This window comes from Algoriphagus pacificus (assembly GCF_017254845.1).
Taxonomy (GTDB): domain Bacteria; phylum Bacteroidota; class Bacteroidia; order Cytophagales; family Cyclobacteriaceae; genus Algoriphagus; species Algoriphagus pacificus.
The window spans coordinates 13,569-31,216 of sequence record NZ_JAFKCU010000009.1; the positions used below are offsets into that span (position 1 = coordinate 13,569).

At 35.9% G+C, this 17,648-nt stretch carries 13 protein-coding genes and 1 CRISPR repeat array; of the genes, 8 read left to right on the forward strand and 5 right to left on the reverse strand.

The window, feature by feature from the left end:
• Positions 1 to 68: 68 nt before the first annotated feature.
• Positions 69 to 833, reverse strand: a complete 765-nt coding sequence (locus J0A69_RS21755; RefSeq protein WP_206588748.1) for a metallophosphoesterase — start codon at positions 831 to 833, stop codon at positions 69 to 71.
• Positions 834 to 1,599: 766 nt separating this feature from the next.
• On the opposite strand from J0A69_RS21755, the gene J0A69_RS21760 reads away from it, so the two are divergent.
• The 8 genes from J0A69_RS21760 to cas4 are packed head-to-tail and all read left to right on the forward strand — an operon-like array spanning position 1,600 to position 9,611.
• Positions 1,600 to 3,165 (forward strand): hypothetical protein, encoded by a 1,566-nt coding sequence (locus tag J0A69_RS21760; protein WP_206588749.1) that lies wholly within the window; start codon positions 1,600 to 1,602, stop codon positions 3,163 to 3,165.
• Positions 3,166 to 3,167: 2 nt separating this feature from the next.
• Entirely contained in the window at positions 3,168 to 4,085 is a 918-nt protein-coding gene (cas7i, locus tag J0A69_RS21765) for a type I-B CRISPR-associated protein Cas7/Cst2/DevR (RefSeq protein WP_206588750.1), read from the forward strand.
• Between the two features lie 2 nt (positions 4,086 to 4,087).
• Positions 4,088 to 4,798, forward strand: a complete 711-nt coding sequence (gene cas5 / locus J0A69_RS21770; RefSeq protein WP_206588751.1) for a CRISPR-associated protein Cas5 — start codon at positions 4,088 to 4,090, stop codon at positions 4,796 to 4,798.
• Between the two features lie 2 nt (positions 4,799 to 4,800).
• Positions 4,801 to 7,041, forward strand: a complete 2,241-nt coding sequence (gene cas3 / locus J0A69_RS21775; RefSeq protein WP_206588752.1) for a CRISPR-associated helicase Cas3' — start codon at positions 4,801 to 4,803, stop codon at positions 7,039 to 7,041.
• 5 nt (positions 7,042 to 7,046) lie between these two features.
• Entirely contained in the window at positions 7,047 to 7,730 is a 684-nt protein-coding gene (locus J0A69_RS21780; protein WP_206588753.1) for a CRISPR-associated endonuclease Cas6, read from the forward strand.
• Positions 7,731 to 7,733: 3 nt separating this feature from the next.
• Complete coding sequence (gene cas1 / locus J0A69_RS21785; RefSeq protein WP_206588754.1) at positions 7,734 to 8,732, forward strand: CRISPR-associated endonuclease Cas1; 999 nt, start codon at positions 7,734 to 7,736, stop codon at positions 8,730 to 8,732.
• A gap of 13 nt (positions 8,733 to 8,745) precedes the next feature.
• The gene (gene cas2 / locus J0A69_RS21790; RefSeq protein WP_206588755.1) at positions 8,746 to 9,036 is read left to right on the forward strand and encodes a CRISPR-associated endonuclease Cas2; all 291 of its coding nucleotides are present in this window, start codon (positions 8,746 to 8,748) and stop codon (positions 9,034 to 9,036) included.
• Positions 9,036 to 9,611 (forward strand): CRISPR-associated protein Cas4, encoded by a 576-nt coding sequence (gene cas4 / locus J0A69_RS21795; protein ID WP_206588756.1) that lies wholly within the window; start codon positions 9,036 to 9,038, stop codon positions 9,609 to 9,611. The genes cas2 and cas4 overlap by 1 nt, the downstream gene beginning before the upstream one ends.
• Before the next feature lie 189 nt (positions 9,612 to 9,800).
• A CRISPR array of direct repeats spans positions 9,801 to 12,319; the repeat unit is 37 nt; unit sequence CCTCGAATACCGAATCCACACCAAATAGGATTGAAAC.
• Between the two features lie 1,175 nt (positions 12,320 to 13,494).
• On the opposite strand, the gene J0A69_RS21800 is transcribed toward cas4, so the two are convergent.
• From J0A69_RS21800 to J0A69_RS21815, 4 genes are all read right to left on the reverse strand, one after another.
• Positions 13,495 to 13,902, reverse strand: a complete 408-nt coding sequence (locus J0A69_RS21800; RefSeq protein ID WP_206588757.1) for a hypothetical protein — start codon at positions 13,900 to 13,902, stop codon at positions 13,495 to 13,497.
• On the reverse strand, positions 13,865 to 14,980 hold the full coding sequence (locus J0A69_RS21805; RefSeq protein ID WP_206588758.1) for a hypothetical protein: 1,116 nt from the start codon (positions 14,978 to 14,980) through the stop codon (positions 13,865 to 13,867). The genes J0A69_RS21800 and J0A69_RS21805 overlap by 38 nt, the downstream gene beginning before the upstream one ends.
• A 309-nt stretch (positions 14,981 to 15,289) precedes the next feature.
• Positions 15,290 to 15,493, reverse strand: coding sequence for a hypothetical protein (locus J0A69_RS21810; RefSeq protein ID WP_206588759.1), 204 nt, complete (start codon positions 15,491 to 15,493; stop codon positions 15,290 to 15,292).
• Between the two features lie 867 nt (positions 15,494 to 16,360).
• A complete protein-coding gene (locus J0A69_RS21815) occupies positions 16,361 to 17,623 on the reverse strand; it encodes a prolyl oligopeptidase family serine peptidase (RefSeq protein WP_206588760.1) in 1,263 nt (420 codons plus the stop codon).
• Between the last annotated feature and the right edge of the window lie 25 nt (positions 17,624 to 17,648).

Consider the following 17,648-nt stretch of genomic DNA (forward strand, 5'->3'; position numbering starts at 1 on the left):
TAAAGCAAATTATGCCTGATAAATCTTATTGATATATTGTGCAAATTAAGCTTTATTATTTTAAATTTTCATATTTCAATAACTTTACCCATTTCAAAAAGCTGATGCTCGTTTCGTTGTACATAACCCATCTGATTGGTTATGAGCCTGGTATTGCCAATCATGAACTCAGGGGTATTGGTATGATGATGTCCATACACCCAACAGGCAATTTCGGACGTTTCTATAAGGTCATGGAGTTCCACCGCAAAAGCTTCATTGAGTACATCGCCTTTATAGTGCTCAGGATAGTTGAAAAAAGTAGGGCAGTGATGGGTAAAAACGGCTTTTTGTCCTTTCTGATTTGTGCTTAGCTCATTTTGAATAAATGCCAAGCTCTCTGCATGCAACTGGTTGTATTGCTCAGCCGAAAAGCGAAAACCTTTGTTTTTAATTAGATAAAAATCATTTAGGCTACGTTCAATCTGCCATTGGTAGGCAGGACTGATGTGACTCCAAAGGGTAGAAAAAATCAAGTTTACATTTTCATAAATAATAGAAGTATTGTTCACCAAAAATACATTGCTGCGAATAGCTTCATGCAGCACGCCGCTTTTTTCAGCTATATCATAATGGTAGTATTCATGATTACCGGGCAACCAATAAGTGGTTTTAAAATTATCTGACACATAGCTGAAAAAATCCGTGTATTTATCAATTACGGCAAAAGGAACAATGTCCCCTGCCAAAACCAATACATCACCCACCGGTGGCAAAGGATGTTGCTTTAAGAATTCGTTATTAAAAGGAAATTCTAAATGAAGGTCGGAGAAGTATTGGAGTTTAATTGGCATTAATTTTTTTATTAGCCCCTCTCGGTGTAGTCACATAGTCCTTGGTACTGGGTGGACAGGCTCTCACAATACTGAGGGACTGACTCTTTAGGAGAAGGTGATCGATCCTTCTGGGAATTGATATCAATGATTAAAGAAATAAGTTGGTTGTTACTCTTTCAAAAAAGAGGTTACACCTTTTAAAAGTATCAGAGAACCCTCTCATTTTATCAAAAATTTCAGGCAATTTTTAAATCTAACTTTCTTCATTTCGCAGTTTGCGATTTGCAAACAAAGAACAAATTCTCAAAATGCAAAGTACAGCTTTATAAAAAAACAAACGGTAGTTACCCCCGAACTACTGGGCCATAGTCTTACTTTTTAGTACGAAACTTGAAAGACCTCCAAAGATAGATTGCCAACTACTGACAAACAGCAAAAATACCCTATATAGGGTATTTTTTTTTGATTCGAAATGTTTAGGTTGACTGGTGAATTAAAACAAGGGACTATAATGCTGGGAACATTAAGCAAAATCGGTGAACAACTATTGGAAGGGAAGGGGATTTGGGCAGAACCGTATCATTTTACCATTTGACCTCTCAAATCAACCAATATGAATCAAATTACATTCAATCGAACTGGGCACACGCTTCTAAATAATGGAATATTAGGAATTTATCATTATCTCCTAAAAGCGAAGGAAGAGCAGAGGTTTTCCTACCATTTTGGGTTTGAACTAAAAGAGCATCAGTTAGATATCGAATCCGGGAATATTTCTGAGCTCTTGGAAGATATTTATTATTGGATGGGAAAGGAGATATATGATACCTATACAATCAAGCAACAAGAGGATGCAGAAAAATTAAAAGATTGTAATGTTTATTATGATAGGGAAAAAGAGTCTTTTATTCCTTTTCCTAGAATGAACACCTATGGTTTGACGCATTTATTAACAAATAATGCACAGGGGGTTACTCCATCAGAAGAGGGATGGACTAATTCAATGAAGTTGGAGAAAAGCAATCCGGAAGAACTCAAAATGTTTAACTCCTTCTTTGAGACTTCAGGTTTGAAAAAATTAAGTAAACTATACTATGAGCCATATACCAAATTAACAAGAATACCAAAGTTAAAAAGCGGATACTTAGATCCTGGAAATAAGCAATGTTATCTAACGGGTGAATCACATAAAGAACTTGTGGACATCACAAACATCTCACCATTTTTCTCTGGACTAATTAATTTTAATTCACACTTATCTGCTGGGGATAAGAAGATAAGTTGGAAAGCTCGCTACATGAGTATGTTCTCTCCTGTTTTTGCCTTTTACCATTATTCCAACAAATTGAGGGAGACAATTTATATATATCTGGTCTCATCAAACAACTTAAAAAACCAGTTTGAACTGAGTAAGAAGATAGGTGCCTTTCAAACAATTCTGGAAACGAAACATCAAGAGTATATATCAAATATTAAATTCACAGAGCAGATCGGGAAAGACACTTACTCAGAACAATATGAGGTTGGATTGGCATTAACTTTTTCATTATACAAAAAAGTGATCTTTCAATATGGCAGTGTTGCTGAAAATCAAACTCCTGATGAAGACCTTTTTGAAAATATTATAAGCTTTCTGCCTCCATTGTCCCTAGAGACATTTAAGGCAGATGCTTTCGCCTCTACTATGAGGCCAAATTCCTATGAAAATCTAAATCGATTTACTCCATTAATGAAGTTATTCTATAGTTTGGAGAAAAATGGAATTCAGTTTAACCGCATATTTCCATGCCTTAAGCTCATAAAACCAAATGAGAAAAATGCACAGAATAAATTCAGGCTTGAACGAATTACTCGGGATCGGATTGCGAGAGAAATTTTAGAGTGCAAAAGTGTCTTGACACATATGGAAGACTTACTTTTCCGGTGCTTTAATTATTTATGCTCTGGGGAATATGTGGGCTTTAAAGATTATAAACAGCTATTTCTTTTTACTGAATTATATGAATCAAAAATCAATACTATGGACGAAAAAATTCAAGCTGCAGCAATAAGCCTTGGAAAGCAGATAGGCATAAAAATGCGTTATCTGGACACCTTTCAAAGCGAGGTTTCAAATGCAAAAAAAGGGCGTGGTGATTTAATCACGTTGAGAAAGGCTAGAACCCAAAAACAATTTCTGGATGAATTGATCAGAATCGATTTTAAATATGGCTTATCTATTAATGAAGAACTTGCCAATCAAATAAATGAGCAAAACTATTACACTGTCAAACAATTCCTGATAATAGGCGCACTAAACATTCTTAATCCAGCAATTCATCCAAATAATAAATCCGAAAAAACCAAATAAAAATGGAATTAAAACCTAATAGCATAACAATTACTTACTTAAGTAAAGTGTCATTTGCCTCTCTAAATGGAGCAGATAAGGAAGTTGATAATATCAACCCGATCAAAAAAGTAACCTTAGCCAATGAGGAACAACTCCCCTATGTATCATCGCAGGCCATTAGAAGAGCATTGCGTGATCAGCTTAGCTCCTTAGGATGGACAATTTCCAACATTCAAGAAGCTAGTGCTAAAAAAGGAGCACCTAAAACTATGATGAATCCTGTTGAATTTATTGATGATGACCTATTCGGTTATATGGATGCTTCTCCTGGTAAAGATGGTGAAAAGGGTAAATCAAACATACGCATATCCCCAATTCGAGTTGAAAGTTTATTAGGCATGAGTGCATATAAAGGAGATTTGGATTATGCCACCAACTTTATGGGGAAAGGTCATAAAACTTCCTCTGGAGAAGACATTCAGCCAAATATATTCGAAACTGAAATCCACTCTGGATTTTATAAAGGAACCATATTGGTAGAATTGGATCGGGTCGGTGCTGGCCAAGGTTTTGAGGAAGATGGTGAACTGAAAGGAGAAGAAAAAGCAAAACGAGTTTTGGGATTATTGGATGCTTTTCAAAATCTATGGTCAAGTGGTAGGCAAAGTCGATTTTTGGCAGACATATCCCCTAAATTCATAGCAGCAGCTTATATGAAAGCAAAAAATCCGATTTTTCTAGAATCTGTTCAGGTGGAGGAAGGAAATAAAGTGAATATTAAGCAATTGAATCAAGTAGCTAAAGATTATGGCCGGTTTGTTGAAGATTATACTTTAGCAGGCCAATCAGCTATTTTCTCTAATGGTGAAGAGATGAGTTCGCTTAGCGAAGGCTTTTCTAAAATCAGGGATTGGGTATCGAATCATTATAATTCTTGATCATGCAATGCATAATTGTAGAATTAGCATGTCAAAGTTGTTCATTTCGAATTCCGGAATTTCAAAATTTCCATAGAAGCTATGAATTACCACCTCCAACTACGATAATTGGGTTTGCGGGGGCAGCTCTTGGTTTGGGTCCCAAAGAAAGTCAGGAATTCTTCGATGCTGATTTCGAATTTGGTGTTAATGGCAGCTACAAAGGGAAGTCAAACGATTTGTGGAAATATCAAAAGCTTAAAGGGAAAGAATATATTTCTGATATCCTCACTCGTGAAGTTCTTTATGAAGGACATTTCAATATCGTCTTTGCTTCCGAAAGCACCGATAAAATCGAACGCTTACAATATGCACTTGAAAATCCAATCTATGCTTTAACCTTAGGCAATTCAGATGGACTTTGCAAAGTCATTAATGTATCCTTCACCTCGGACCTTTTTAATTGCGATGAGTTAAAAAATTGCTTAGTAGAAGGGAATTTGATGGAGGAAGTCTTAAATAACCCAACAGAACTGGAGTTTTCCTTACGGGATGGTGTAGATCCTATGAGTTATGAAATACCAGTCGCTTTCGAATATGACTCCAATTTCGGAATCAGAAGGGTAGTTAAGCGAAAAGAGTTTTCCTTTGTTGGTGCTGGAGCACATGTAAAAGGCCTGATAAGGAAGGGTGTAAAGTACAAGGATTGCCAAATACCATTATTTAAACTTTAACCATGCTCGATCAAATTCTTGCCAAGTATCAAAAAAATCTACTGACCGGGGAGATTAAAACTGAGACATTGGTAGAACATACCGAATGTGTTTTGGAATCACTCGTTGTGTTAAAGAAGAGAACTCTCGGGTTGTCTAATGATTTTTGGAGGGCAGCATACATTACTTGCTTATTTCATGACTCAGGCAAAATATCTGATAATTTTCAAAGTGCATTAAGCGGGCAAAAAGATGAGAATATTAGACATGAGTTACTCTCAGGAGTGTTCTGCCTTTACTTTGATCGTTCTTTTTTGAATGACAACAGCTTTTTCGCTCTGGCTATTTTCTCACACCATAAACCTCTTAACAATAGCCTTTTTGACGAACATCTTTTTAGATCCTTGCAACTGAAAGGGGAATATTTAAAAGAGTGGTTTTCCTTTGCAAGTCAAAAACTTGATGAGGCAAATATTTCATATCAAAATTTAAATGAAAATGTAATCAACAAGCTTCTATCATATTCCACAGAATCATATAAGGCCAAAGTTTTCCTGCCATTTTTCGACAATCTTAAAAGTACTTGGAAACAAAAAGATCGCTTTGAATACATTCATGCCAAAGCTGTTTTGAATATATCAGATTGGTCCGCTTCGGGTCATTTTGAATTATCCAAACCTTTGGTATATAGTGAAGAAACATTGCTGGGATCATTGTATAAAAAGTTAATAAATGAGGGTAAGTCCACGGAAAATCTCTCCTTTAGAAAATTTCAGACTGATAGTAATATCAACTCCAATGTGCTTGCAATTGCTCCTACAGGAAGTGGAAAAACAGAAGCAAGTTTAATTTGGGCATCCCAAAAAAATGAGTATGAAAAAACTATTTATTGTTTGCCGACCAGAGTAACCTCCAACGCTATTTATGAGAGACTGATAGAGTATTTTGAAAATGATAATTGCTCAGTAGTTCATTCTTCCGCCTTATTATACAAAAAAGAAGTCGACCCTGATTATGAATCAAGGAGGTACCTAAGGGACAAGACTTTCTTCAGCAATATAACAGTGTGTACTATTGATCAATTACTGACTCAGGGTTTTAATCTTGGATTTTGGGAGGTGAAGACATTTCACTGTAAAAATGCTAGAATCATAATTGATGAAATACACCTATATTCACCTTACACACTTGCTTTAATCTTAGAGACTATAAAGTATTTGAGAGAATATTTTGGCACTCGATTTTTTATAATGTCTGCAACAATGCCTGTTAAACTACAGGATCTTCTATCAGACGCTTTGGGTGGAAAGGAAAATTTCAAGTTTATCCAAGATTCCGAATTACTTGAAAAAAGCAGAAATACTTTTGAGACTACAGACTTGACTATCCAAGAAAACCTGCCTGAAATTAAAAAGGCAATTTATAATAGGGACAAGGTTTTAATCGTAGTCAATACCGTAGACCAAGCAATTGCTTTATACCAAGAGTTAAAGCATTCGGCAGAGGAAATTGGTAAAAGATGCATTTGCTTTCATTCTCGTTTCATTCAAAAGGACCGACAAAAAATAGAAACTGACATCCTAAATATGGAAAAAGAAGGCAAACCAATTTTATTGATTGCCACGCAAGTAGTTGAAGTTTCATTGGATATTGATTTTGATGTTCTTTATACAGAAAATGCTCCTATTGATGCGATTATTCAAAGGGCGGGCAGAATAAACCGAAAACGTAACCCGGACAAAGAATCAAAGGTTATTGTCCATTCACATTCGGAAGCCTCTCAAAAATTCATTTATACCGAAGCTGATATTTTGGATAAAACTTTTCAGGTATTGAGCCAGTATAATGGTCGACAGATTACTGAGAATGAATTTTTAGAACTGGTAGATCAAGTTTATCAGAATGTTGATGTAACTCAAAAACTTAGCTTCAAAGAAGGCGAAAAAGCTTTTTATCAAGTACAATCCACATATCATTTTTTGGGAGATTGTCCACCCGATAGCGAGAGCGCTATGACTAGAGACGGTCTAGACACAGTAAGCGTTATTCCAAGTCGATTTTATGAAGAGTTAAACATCTTAAAGTCGGATAAGTATAAAAAAGTTAAGTATGAATTGTCAATCAGTAGAAATAGATTTTCATCAGTAAAAAAGACTTTTGATAATGAAGGATTTAAGTATGTAGAGTATGATTATATAGAAGATATTGGATTGATTTATCCTCCACATTCAAAAGCCTCTTCCAACAAAGCCATTTCTTTTTAAATAATATGACTGTTACAGCCCAAAACACAATCCCCATTACCCGCATCCAGTTCCCAGAGATCAAATTGATGACCCGGGATGCCCATAAGCTTCGTGGGTATTTTGGCAATCTGTTTAAGGAGCACTCCCCTATTCTGCATAATCACTATGAGGATGGAAGCCTACGCTACAGGTATCCTTCCGTCCAATATAAAGTCCTGAATGGAGTACCCACACTTATTGGAATAGGTGAAGGAGGCAGTCTGTTACCCCAACTGTTCCTCAAGATCAGGGAAATCACCCTAGACGGGAACACCTACCCTGTTTCAAGCAAGAACATCCAGCACAACCAGCAAGAAATAGGATTCTCAGAGGAGCTGCAATCTTATAGCTTTGAGACACTCTGGATGGCACTAAACCAGGAAAATCACAGAAACTACCTCAAGCTTACTTGTTTAACTGAGAAAAAGAAAATGCTGAACACCATTATAGTAGGCCATGTTTTGAGTTTATTTTCCAATATGGACATTATCTTGGATGCGGATCAGCGCCTCATGGCGATGACCCAGCTTCATGAAAAAACCACTAAGTTTAAAGATAATACCATGATCGCATTTGCTGGTGATTTTGTGATCAATGCCCACATTCCAGAGGGACTGGGACTGGGCAAGTCAGTATCCAGAGGTTTCGGAACTGTAAAAAAGATCTAAGCGATGCAAATCTTTATCAACACCTATGGTACCTATTTACATGTCAAAGATGATATGTTTGAGATCAAAGTAAAGGAGGATAAAGAAAAACCCGCCAAGATCAATCATATCGCTGCGCATAAGATCACCTCCTTCGTAGTTTCTAAAGGAGCAGCTATTACCACCGATGCCATTGCGCTGGCACTACGGCATAATATTGATATCGTAGTGGTAGAGAAGGATGGTCATCCTATGGGAAGATTCTGGCACAGTAAACTGGGAAGCACCACCAAGATCAGGAAGAGACAGTTGGAAGCTTCTTTGAATGAAGAGGGGCTTCTGCATATTAAATCCTGGCTGGCAAAAAAACTTGAAAACCAGACTGACTTTCTAAATGATCTGAAGAAGCACCGTCCCAATTTTTATGAAAAACTGGAGCACCGAATAATTTCAATTTTGGAACTGAGGACCAAAATAGTAGAGGTAGAAGGTTCAACTATTCAGGAAGTGGCAGAGAGTATTCGTGGGTTGGAGGGATCAGCTGGTAGACATTATTTTGAAGCACTGGCTCTTTGCATGCCTGATGCTTTTGCATTTAAGGGACGGAGTTTCCGACCGGCCAAAGATGCCTTCAATGCCATGCTCAACTATGCCTATGGCATTCTTTACAGCAGAGTGGAGCGAGGACTGATGTTGGCAGGATTGGATCCTTATGTGGGTTTTATGCACCGTGATGATTACAACATGAAAAGCCTGGTTTTTGATTTTATAGAACCTTATAGGATCCATGCAGAGCGTTTTGTTTTCAGGCAGTTTTCGGGCAAAAAAATCAATAAGGCATTCTTTGATGAGTTCAAGGGCTCTGTTTCATTGAATGCTGAAGGAAAGGCCTTCTTTGTGGCTCCCTACCTGGAATACCTGGACAGTGAGAAAATCAGATATGCCGGTCGTAACCAGACCCGGATGAATGCGCTACAGATGGACGCCCACAAATTTGCAAATACATTGATAGAGAAATCGTGAAATTCAAAAGCCAATGATAGTTTGGGTACTATATGATATCAAAAATGACAAAGCCAGGACGAAAGTATCAAAGGCTTGTAAGCATACAGGACTCTATAGGGTGCAATACTCCTGCTTTTTGGGGACACTGAATAAGAACGAAAAAGACAGCCTTCAACTCGAAATTGAATCACTAATTGATGAAGAGATTGACAAAGTGTATATTTTCAATATGAGCAAGGATGAGCTGAAAAGCTGTGCCTTGCTAGGCCAGGCTTTTGATGAGAAACTTATCAGTGACGAAGTAAGATCATTGTTTTTCTGATGTACAGCTTTTATCCCTCCCAGATTATTGAGTACCTATATTGTGCAAGGTTTACATATTTTGAGTATGTGCTCCGAATACCGCAATTTGAAGACAAGTTTCATAAAGTACAGAGAGGAAGAGATATTCATCAGGAAAAATTGGAGAGAAACAAGAGTTACTTAAGAAAGAAAATCGGGGCTGTGGATAAGTGGCAGGATCAGTACTTGACGATGGAAGGCTTACGTGGAAAGGTGGACGAGGTTCTTTTGCTGGCAGATGGAAGCTATGCACCATTGGATTATAAGTTTGCTGAATGGAAAGAAAAGTTGTATGATACTTATCGTCAACAACTAATCTGTTACGCTGTACTGATCGAGCAAAATTATAAGAGAACAGTGAATAAAGGATATTTGATATATACCCGATCATCCAATAAACTGGTAGAGGTTCCCATTGATCAGCAGTCTAAAAGGGAGATTTTGAAAAGTATGGATTTTATGGCAGAGATAATTTCTAAAAATCAGTTCCCAAAGGGGACGAAGTTTAAGCAGCGTTGCTTAAATTGTACTTATAAAAACATCTGTATCCAGTGATCCGGAAGTGGATTTATTTGAGACCAGCAGAAAACAGTGATTAAAACACAGTAAAACAGCGTGTTATATTTACGGAAAGTTTGTAAAAATGTATAAAAATGAGTTCTTTGACATATTGAAAAATAGAAAAAAGGGAAAAATAATTAATACATATAACATTGGTAAAGAGAGGGTTGAGAAGTCAATCGCCCTCGAATACCGAATCCACACCAAATAGGATTGAAACTCTCCAAGCGAAAGGTTTTTCATCCGAAGAAAACACCTCGAATACCGAATCCACACCAAATAGGATTGAAACTCATCGGACTGGATGAGGGATTCCTCGACGTGGATAAGCCTCGAATACCGAATCCACACCAAATAGGATTGAAACTACGGATGGAAGTATCAATTCCTTAAGGGTGGAAAGGCCTCGAATACCGAATCCACACCAAATAGGATTGAAACATTATAGAGGTAATTGCACTAGGTTTTTTACCTCACCTCGAATACCGAATCCACACCAAATAGGATTGAAACTGGTGACAAGGGAGGCAAGCGAAGGGATGAACGATCCCTCGAATACCGAATCCACACCAAATAGGATTGAAACTGATACAGCGCAGCCTTATTGCCTGAGATCTGGTACCTCGAATACCGAATCCACACCAAATAGGATTGAAACGAGCTGTTTAGGGTTTCAAAAAATCAAATAATATGGCCTCGAATACCGAATCCACACCAAATAGGATTGAAACTAACCTAATGAGAATGCTCCTCCTTGATTTTTGGTGCCCCTCGAATACCGAATCCACACCAAATAGGATTGAAACATAATAGCACCAGATCCTGCTGATGGTTCTAGAACTCCTCGAATACCGAATCCACACCAAATAGGATTGAAACACGATACCAGTCGTGAAGGATATCAGGAATTAGCAAACCTCGAATACCGAATCCACACCAAATAGGATTGAAACCCCTGAGTATTACCTCCTGTCAGCTCGGCAAAACACCTCGAATACCGAATCCACACCAAATAGGATTGAAACACATTAAGGATTCTATCGGCGCGTCTGGGAATACCACCTCGAATACCGAATCCACACCAAATAGGATTGAAACATTATAGAGGTAATTGCACTAGGTTTTTTACCTCACCTCGAATACCGAATCCACACCAAATAGGATTGAAACTGGTGACAAGGGAGGCAAGCGAAGGGATGAACGATCCCTCGAATACCGAATCCACACCAAATAGGATTGAAACTGATACAGCGCAGCCTTATTGCCTGAGATCTGGTACCTCGAATACCGAATCCACACCAAATAGGATTGAAACGAGCTGTTTAGGGTTTCAAAAAATCAAATAATATGGCCTCGAATACCGAATCCACACCAAATAGGATTGAAACACACCCCTCTCGCAAGAGCAAACCTAAAACACGCATCCTCGAATACCGAATCCACACCAAATAGGATTGAAACTTCGAATACAAGAGGGTTACATTTTGTAGACCTTTGCCTCGAATACCGAATCCACACCAAATAGGATTGAAACGACTTATACGCACCTTTCCCTATTTACGTATCTTACCTCGAATACCGAATCCACACCAAATAGGATTGAAACTGAAACATTTATAGGGGATGCTGAAACAAATCTAAGCCTCGAATACCGAATCCACACCAAATAGGATTGAAACTTGACCCAGTTGGATATGGTGTTCTCGGGAGTTTCCCTCGAATACCGAATCCACACCAAATAGGATTGAAACAAGCCACCCTCAAAGTAGGCCACCAAGTACTGCATCCTCGAATACCGAATCCACACCAAATAGGATTGAAACTAGTGCCTATTACCTGACTAATAGCTTCATCAATAGCCTCGAATACCGAATCCACACCAAATAGGATTGAAACAAGGCCAATGTATTTGCAACACCTTGTGCCACCTGACCTCGAATACCGAATCCACACCAAATAGGATTGAAACGAATATTGATGTTGATTTGCTGGAAAATCGTTGTCTTTCCTCGAATACCGAATCCATACCAAATAGGATTGAAACACATTCAATTTCTTCCATGGCTTTTTCAAACCATTCCCTCGAATACCGAATCCACACCAAATAGGATTGAAACGAGAAGTAGTAGAAAACATTAGCGAAGAAACAGAACCTCGAATACCGAATCCACACCAAATAGGATTGAAACATCGCAGGATTGTAATGGGTAAGATTCCAGAGTCAACCTCGAATACCGAATCCACACCAAATAGGATTGAAACTAGGTGCTACTGGGTTGGAAGCTGATATCGCCAACCTCGAATACCGAATCCACACCAAATAGGATTGAAACCCAAACGCGCGGCAGGTCTTGCTCCAGCTGCTAAAACCTCGAATACCGAATCCACACCAAATAGGATTGAAACTAGGTGCTACTGGGTTGGAAGCTGATATCGCCAATGCCTCGAATACCGAATCCACACCAAATAGGATTGAAACATAGCTTTCGCCCTTATCTTTTTTGGGTTTAATGCAAATCCTCGAATACCGAATCCACACCAAATAGGATTGAAACATTTTAGGGCTGTCGATATCATTTTCATGGTAGATACCTCGAATACCGAATCCACACCAAATAGGATTGAAACGGTTCCCGATCGATGTCTCCAAAGTGGGTCCGGATGACCTCGAATACCGAATCCACACCAAATAGGATTGAAACAAAAAGTCCCTTGCTTCCTTGGCTCCGGCAATATAATGTCTTACTAATCTAAAAACACGAATTGAAATAAACCCTTTAAAATGAATTAACTCTTTAGTGTTTACCTTTTCTTTGGACATAAAAGAAATTTCCAAATCTGAGTATATATTGAGAGATAAGGTTAAATAGAATACTTAATCAGATAACCAATTCACTTTCTATTTTATCCCAACATTTTTAGGTACCCAAATATATATAAGCTAAATCAAGAGAAGTTAATAGAGTGAATTGAATCCACTTTTGACTCCAACGCTAGTTGTTAATTTTTCAAAGTTCAGAGGACTATAAAATTCGACTTCGGAGAAATTTTATCCCAACCACAACTCCGGAAGTGGTGGGAAAGAACGGATTGGCGTCAGACAATCCTACATCTTGCTCATTGCAAACACGCAATGCAATACCTGCCATCAGAAGCGTGTTTTGTTGTTTAAAAGGAGTATTATTTGCGATTTGAGAAACCTCAGTTTTCAAGGCCCCAGCCCCATTCATCTGCTGCCATTATAAAATCCTAAATTGCAGAACCTATTTCATTTCTCCAATCTATTGCTTGGTAGTAGAATTAAAACACCTCTTCCTCTGCTATGTGAACATGTAGAAAATCAAAGTAGGTATTCACCTTCTGGATTACAGGAAGAAAAATTCTGAAAAATTCAGACCTTGGACCAAAAGCATAATAGCTGTTTTCGTTTAGAAGTAGCTTAAAGGTGTTGACCATTAAACTCGAAAGAATACATTAAACCCAGAAGTGAAAATTAAATTCTTATAAAAAACTACAAAAGAGATAAACACTAAATATAAATTAATATAAAATGAGGCTCTTTTTCGAATATCAAATGAATTAGACATCTCATTTTTTTATAAAAAAAGAGAAATTTTAGAATTAGTGTTCTAATATTAAATATAACCAAAAAAAATAATTAAAAACTTTATGTTTTCTGATCTTAAATTTTTTAAAGAGAATAAAAAATAATTCTAATCCAAACTTAACGGATTAATCCTAGGAAACACAAAGCTCAGAATAATCTGAAAGCTAAAATAAGTATAAATCAGAAAAACATTATGTCAAAAAAACCAAAGATACTATGTCACTTACAATAGAAGAAAATAACGTCTACATCCCTAAATAAAACAATCTATTAGGATTTTCCTTCAAAGGAAACAAATTCTCCCGAATTAATATCATAAATAATAGGAGTACTAAAATTTTGCAAAAACTTAATTCTATCATTTACATAAATTACTCTTTCTTTATCTTTAATATTAAATCCCAACCTTATATTTAATGCTTTTTCAGATTGAACCTTTTCTAATACAAACAAATATTCAGAATTATCGACATTCTCTTGCAAAAATTTTTCTGCATCTGAAATACACCCTACACATCCAAGAGAAGGGATAAAGAATATATATTTATAATCAGTCGGGCAATATTTGCAACTTTCTAATACATCTGTTATCTCAGATGAATCAATAGATTTTTGCGAACAATTTAAACAAAAAAAGAAACTAGTTATTAATATTGAATATTTCGAAAACAATTTCATCCTCATTATCTTGAATTTTATTTATATAAATATTATCTTCATGAGAAAACATAAGCCCCTCATTTAACTTTTCACTTAATTTAAATTGCCCCAAATGTTGGCCAGAAATTAAATCTGAAATAATAATTGATTTTGGTTTTAAATCATCAAATTTAATAGGAGTACTCTTTTCTAAATTTGGCATTGGAGAATAAAAAATTCTAAAAATTATGTTTTTAGAATTATTAACCAATAAATAACCATAATTATAATTATTATAATAATAATACTGCCTTGTATTCACATTTTCAAGATCTCTATTGGTAGAATTCTTAATCTCAAAATCGTATTGCGGAGAAATCTTCAAAGAATCAATTTTCTCACCTTCCAAATTAAAAGTATATAACCAATTATAAGCAGAAAAACCATGAAAAATCATACCGCTATTTATATCAAAAGTTGTATAATAAAGACCTAATTCAGGAGAAAATGAATCCTCATAAACCTCAGGATAATTTAAATATTGATATTCAGGTTGATTAGAACTGTTTTCAAGATCAAACACAAAAATTAGAGGCTCCTCCTCAACACCTTTAGAATCAAAAATAGCCAATTGTGTTGAAATTATTAATTTACCCTTTAAATAAATAACATTCTCATTTCCAATAGGAAGAGATGTCCCAACAGCTTCCGCTAAATCAAAACTTCTTAATATTTCTAATTTTTCGTTAACTAACCATGCCCTTTTTTTTGAAATTGAAGACACGAAAATTGAATCGTTATTATGAACATAAAAGTCTGATAAAATTCCAAAAAAATTCTCATCAAATACTTTCTTTTGGACAATCTGAGTTGAATTAAAGTTATAAAATTGAATCTCATTTTTAGGAGAATTCAAAGTGACAAAAAGAGTATCAATACCATATAATAATTGAATATCCTGAGGTAAGGGAGTTGTTACTGAATCAATTTTAAAACTTTTCTCTCCAACCTTTATTAATTCAAATCCTGAATTTTGGATTTCTTCTCTTTCACCACAACTAATAAATATTATTGTAAAAAATACAACGAGAAATAAATTAAGTAATATTTTAACCATTGAAATATAAAAACAAGAAATTTTAATTTATTTTAACGCAATAAGGATTTTTTCAAATCCTTATTGCGTTGTGAAATACTTCTAAAAAAGTATTACCCTAGACTATCGTCATCACTATCTAAAACACAATCGGTTGGCCCAGTATATCCAGGAGGAGGAGAGGAGCATAGTCTAGGGGCCCCTTGCACATACATACATAATCCTCCCGTCCCTGATGAACAACTAGCTTTTACGTCTTGAAAAAGGAATATAAAATTTAGTAATCCCAACCCAATAAGTAATACTTTTATTTTTTTCATTAGACCTTTATTATTCGCCTATTTCTTCTGATGAATTTTTGCAATCAGCCTTATTATTAATAGAATTTCCACATGATTTTGGTGAACCATTAACATAGATGCACAAACCAGATTTTCCATCAGGACAAACTTCAGCTTGTAAATTAATGGAAGTAGCCAACGATACGCCTGATAAAAATACTAGCGCAAGAAATAAACTTTTTAACTTTTTCATAGAATTAAGTTTTTTGGTTAATTAAAATATTATTTACAATCCTTAAAACTAATAATCTTTTTGTACTAAGAATATATGTCCAAATAAAAAAAAATGTTAAGATTTGTTAAAAATTGTTAAGTATCATTTTTTATTTTTTTATGAAAAATCACGGAATGCTAAACACCTCTTTATAAGTATCCCGGAATTTTTTTAGTTCATGGATAACTTTCTGTTTTGAAATGAAGTTTCAAAAATTAATCTAATTAACAATTTGAAAAAATTTAAAATGAAGACGGAAAGTTCATATTAACGAACCTTGGAAGGGTGATTTCCCTAGAATTTACATTTGAAATTGCAAAAAATGAATTGTTTATATCCCCACTTGAAAGGACTCAATTAGAGTTTAAAATTGCTAAAATCTGGTTTTTTACAAGAACACGTCAATAATATAGCAGCCCTACTAATAACAAATCATTTATACCTCTTAAAAATAACTTTGCAATATTCGCTAAGCTAGATAAAAACCAAATAGTTAATAAGCTGTATTACAGCAGCTTATTAACAAGTGTTTAAATCCTAAAATACTTGCTTATTAATGGTTTGAAAAATTCACTTTGAAATCTACTATTTGAAGATATCAAAAGTTCTAAAACTTATTTTTGAGAAGGACACTTAGTACAACATATTAAATAAGACCAGTTTAGATTTAAAACAACCTCGTCAAAAGCTCCAAATCCTCCTCAAATGAGTTCGATTTCTGTATCGCCAGCTCCACAAATCCTCTGATAAAACTATCAGAGGATTTTTTTTGGAGAATTTTTGAGAAGGAATTCAAGGAATGAAATCATATGCAAACCTATTCTCAAAACTTGTTTTTCTTGGGCTTTACTTTTTCTGTAAAGACAACCACTGCATGATCGTCACAGGAACACCATTTACTTTTACAGGCTTTCCATCAAAATCATTCTGGCTCAAATTAGCATGAGAATAGATCCATGACCAGTGTCCAGGATAGTAATAATCTTCTCCACCCAACAAACCTGTGATATCTACCACATGATCATAAAAGGTCAAATGAACATCTTTTGCTCCAGCCTTGATCAATTTATCATAAACTGGTAAAACTGTCTGATCAGCAACTGTAGTCGAGTCATCCTTGGAATGCACAAACCAGATCGGTACATTTTTGATGCTTTTGGCTTGTTCATCAGATAGATAAGCAGCACGATATGCCAACGCACTGATATAGCCTCCTGCAAAATAATCAGGGTATTCTAAGATCAATTTTAAACTCATATAGCCTCCATTACTGCAGCCTCCGACATATATTCTGTCCATATCTACATTAGGATGCTTTGCAACGAAGTCATCAAATAACCCTTTCAGGGCTTTAAAATAAATATCATCTACTTGACCACTTGTGGAGCCTTCTCCACTATCCATCCAGCGTGTAGGAGTCTGTGGCGCTAAGACATAGGCTCCTCCAAAATAATCCTGAATTTCTGGCGAGGCATAATTTGCAGCTCTATTCCCTAAAAGTGGGATTGTCGTATCTGTTCCGCCTTCTCCTCCCCCATGCAACCAGATGATCAAAGGGACTTTTTCTTGGTCTGTATCAGGGGTAAAAGAAGCATAGGTAAGTGTCACATTATCCTGAGAGAATTTACCATCCAGATCGTATTCGTCAATCAATGGCATAATTCTTTCATCTTCCTTATTCCAAACTTCTAAAGTCTCTTTATTGGTAATATTCAATTTATAATCCACCCAGACATTGCCATATGATCTCATATATTGAAAAGGAGAGCCTAAAGGAATGTTTGGTGCAACAGAAAGATTAAGGGTTACATATTGACCATTTTCAATTCTATTGCCTTTGGCATCCGATTTATAGGTGGACAGCACGGTTCTTTCTCCACTTGAGGGATTAATTGGCGTTTCTGACAAATCAGAACTTCGGGTTGCATAAACCTGATAAGCCGAAGGGTTGGTACTTAAGTCAGCATTACTTTTAGAAAGCACGACTTTGTTTACAGCTGGTCCCCAGTCGAATCCCTCGACAATTAAATTATAGGAGTTTTGTGCCAAAGCCGGCAATGAAGCAAGTAGGATAAAAAAACTTAGGAGTAATAGGGTTTTATTTTTCATGGGTTATTGTTTGTTTACGGTACTT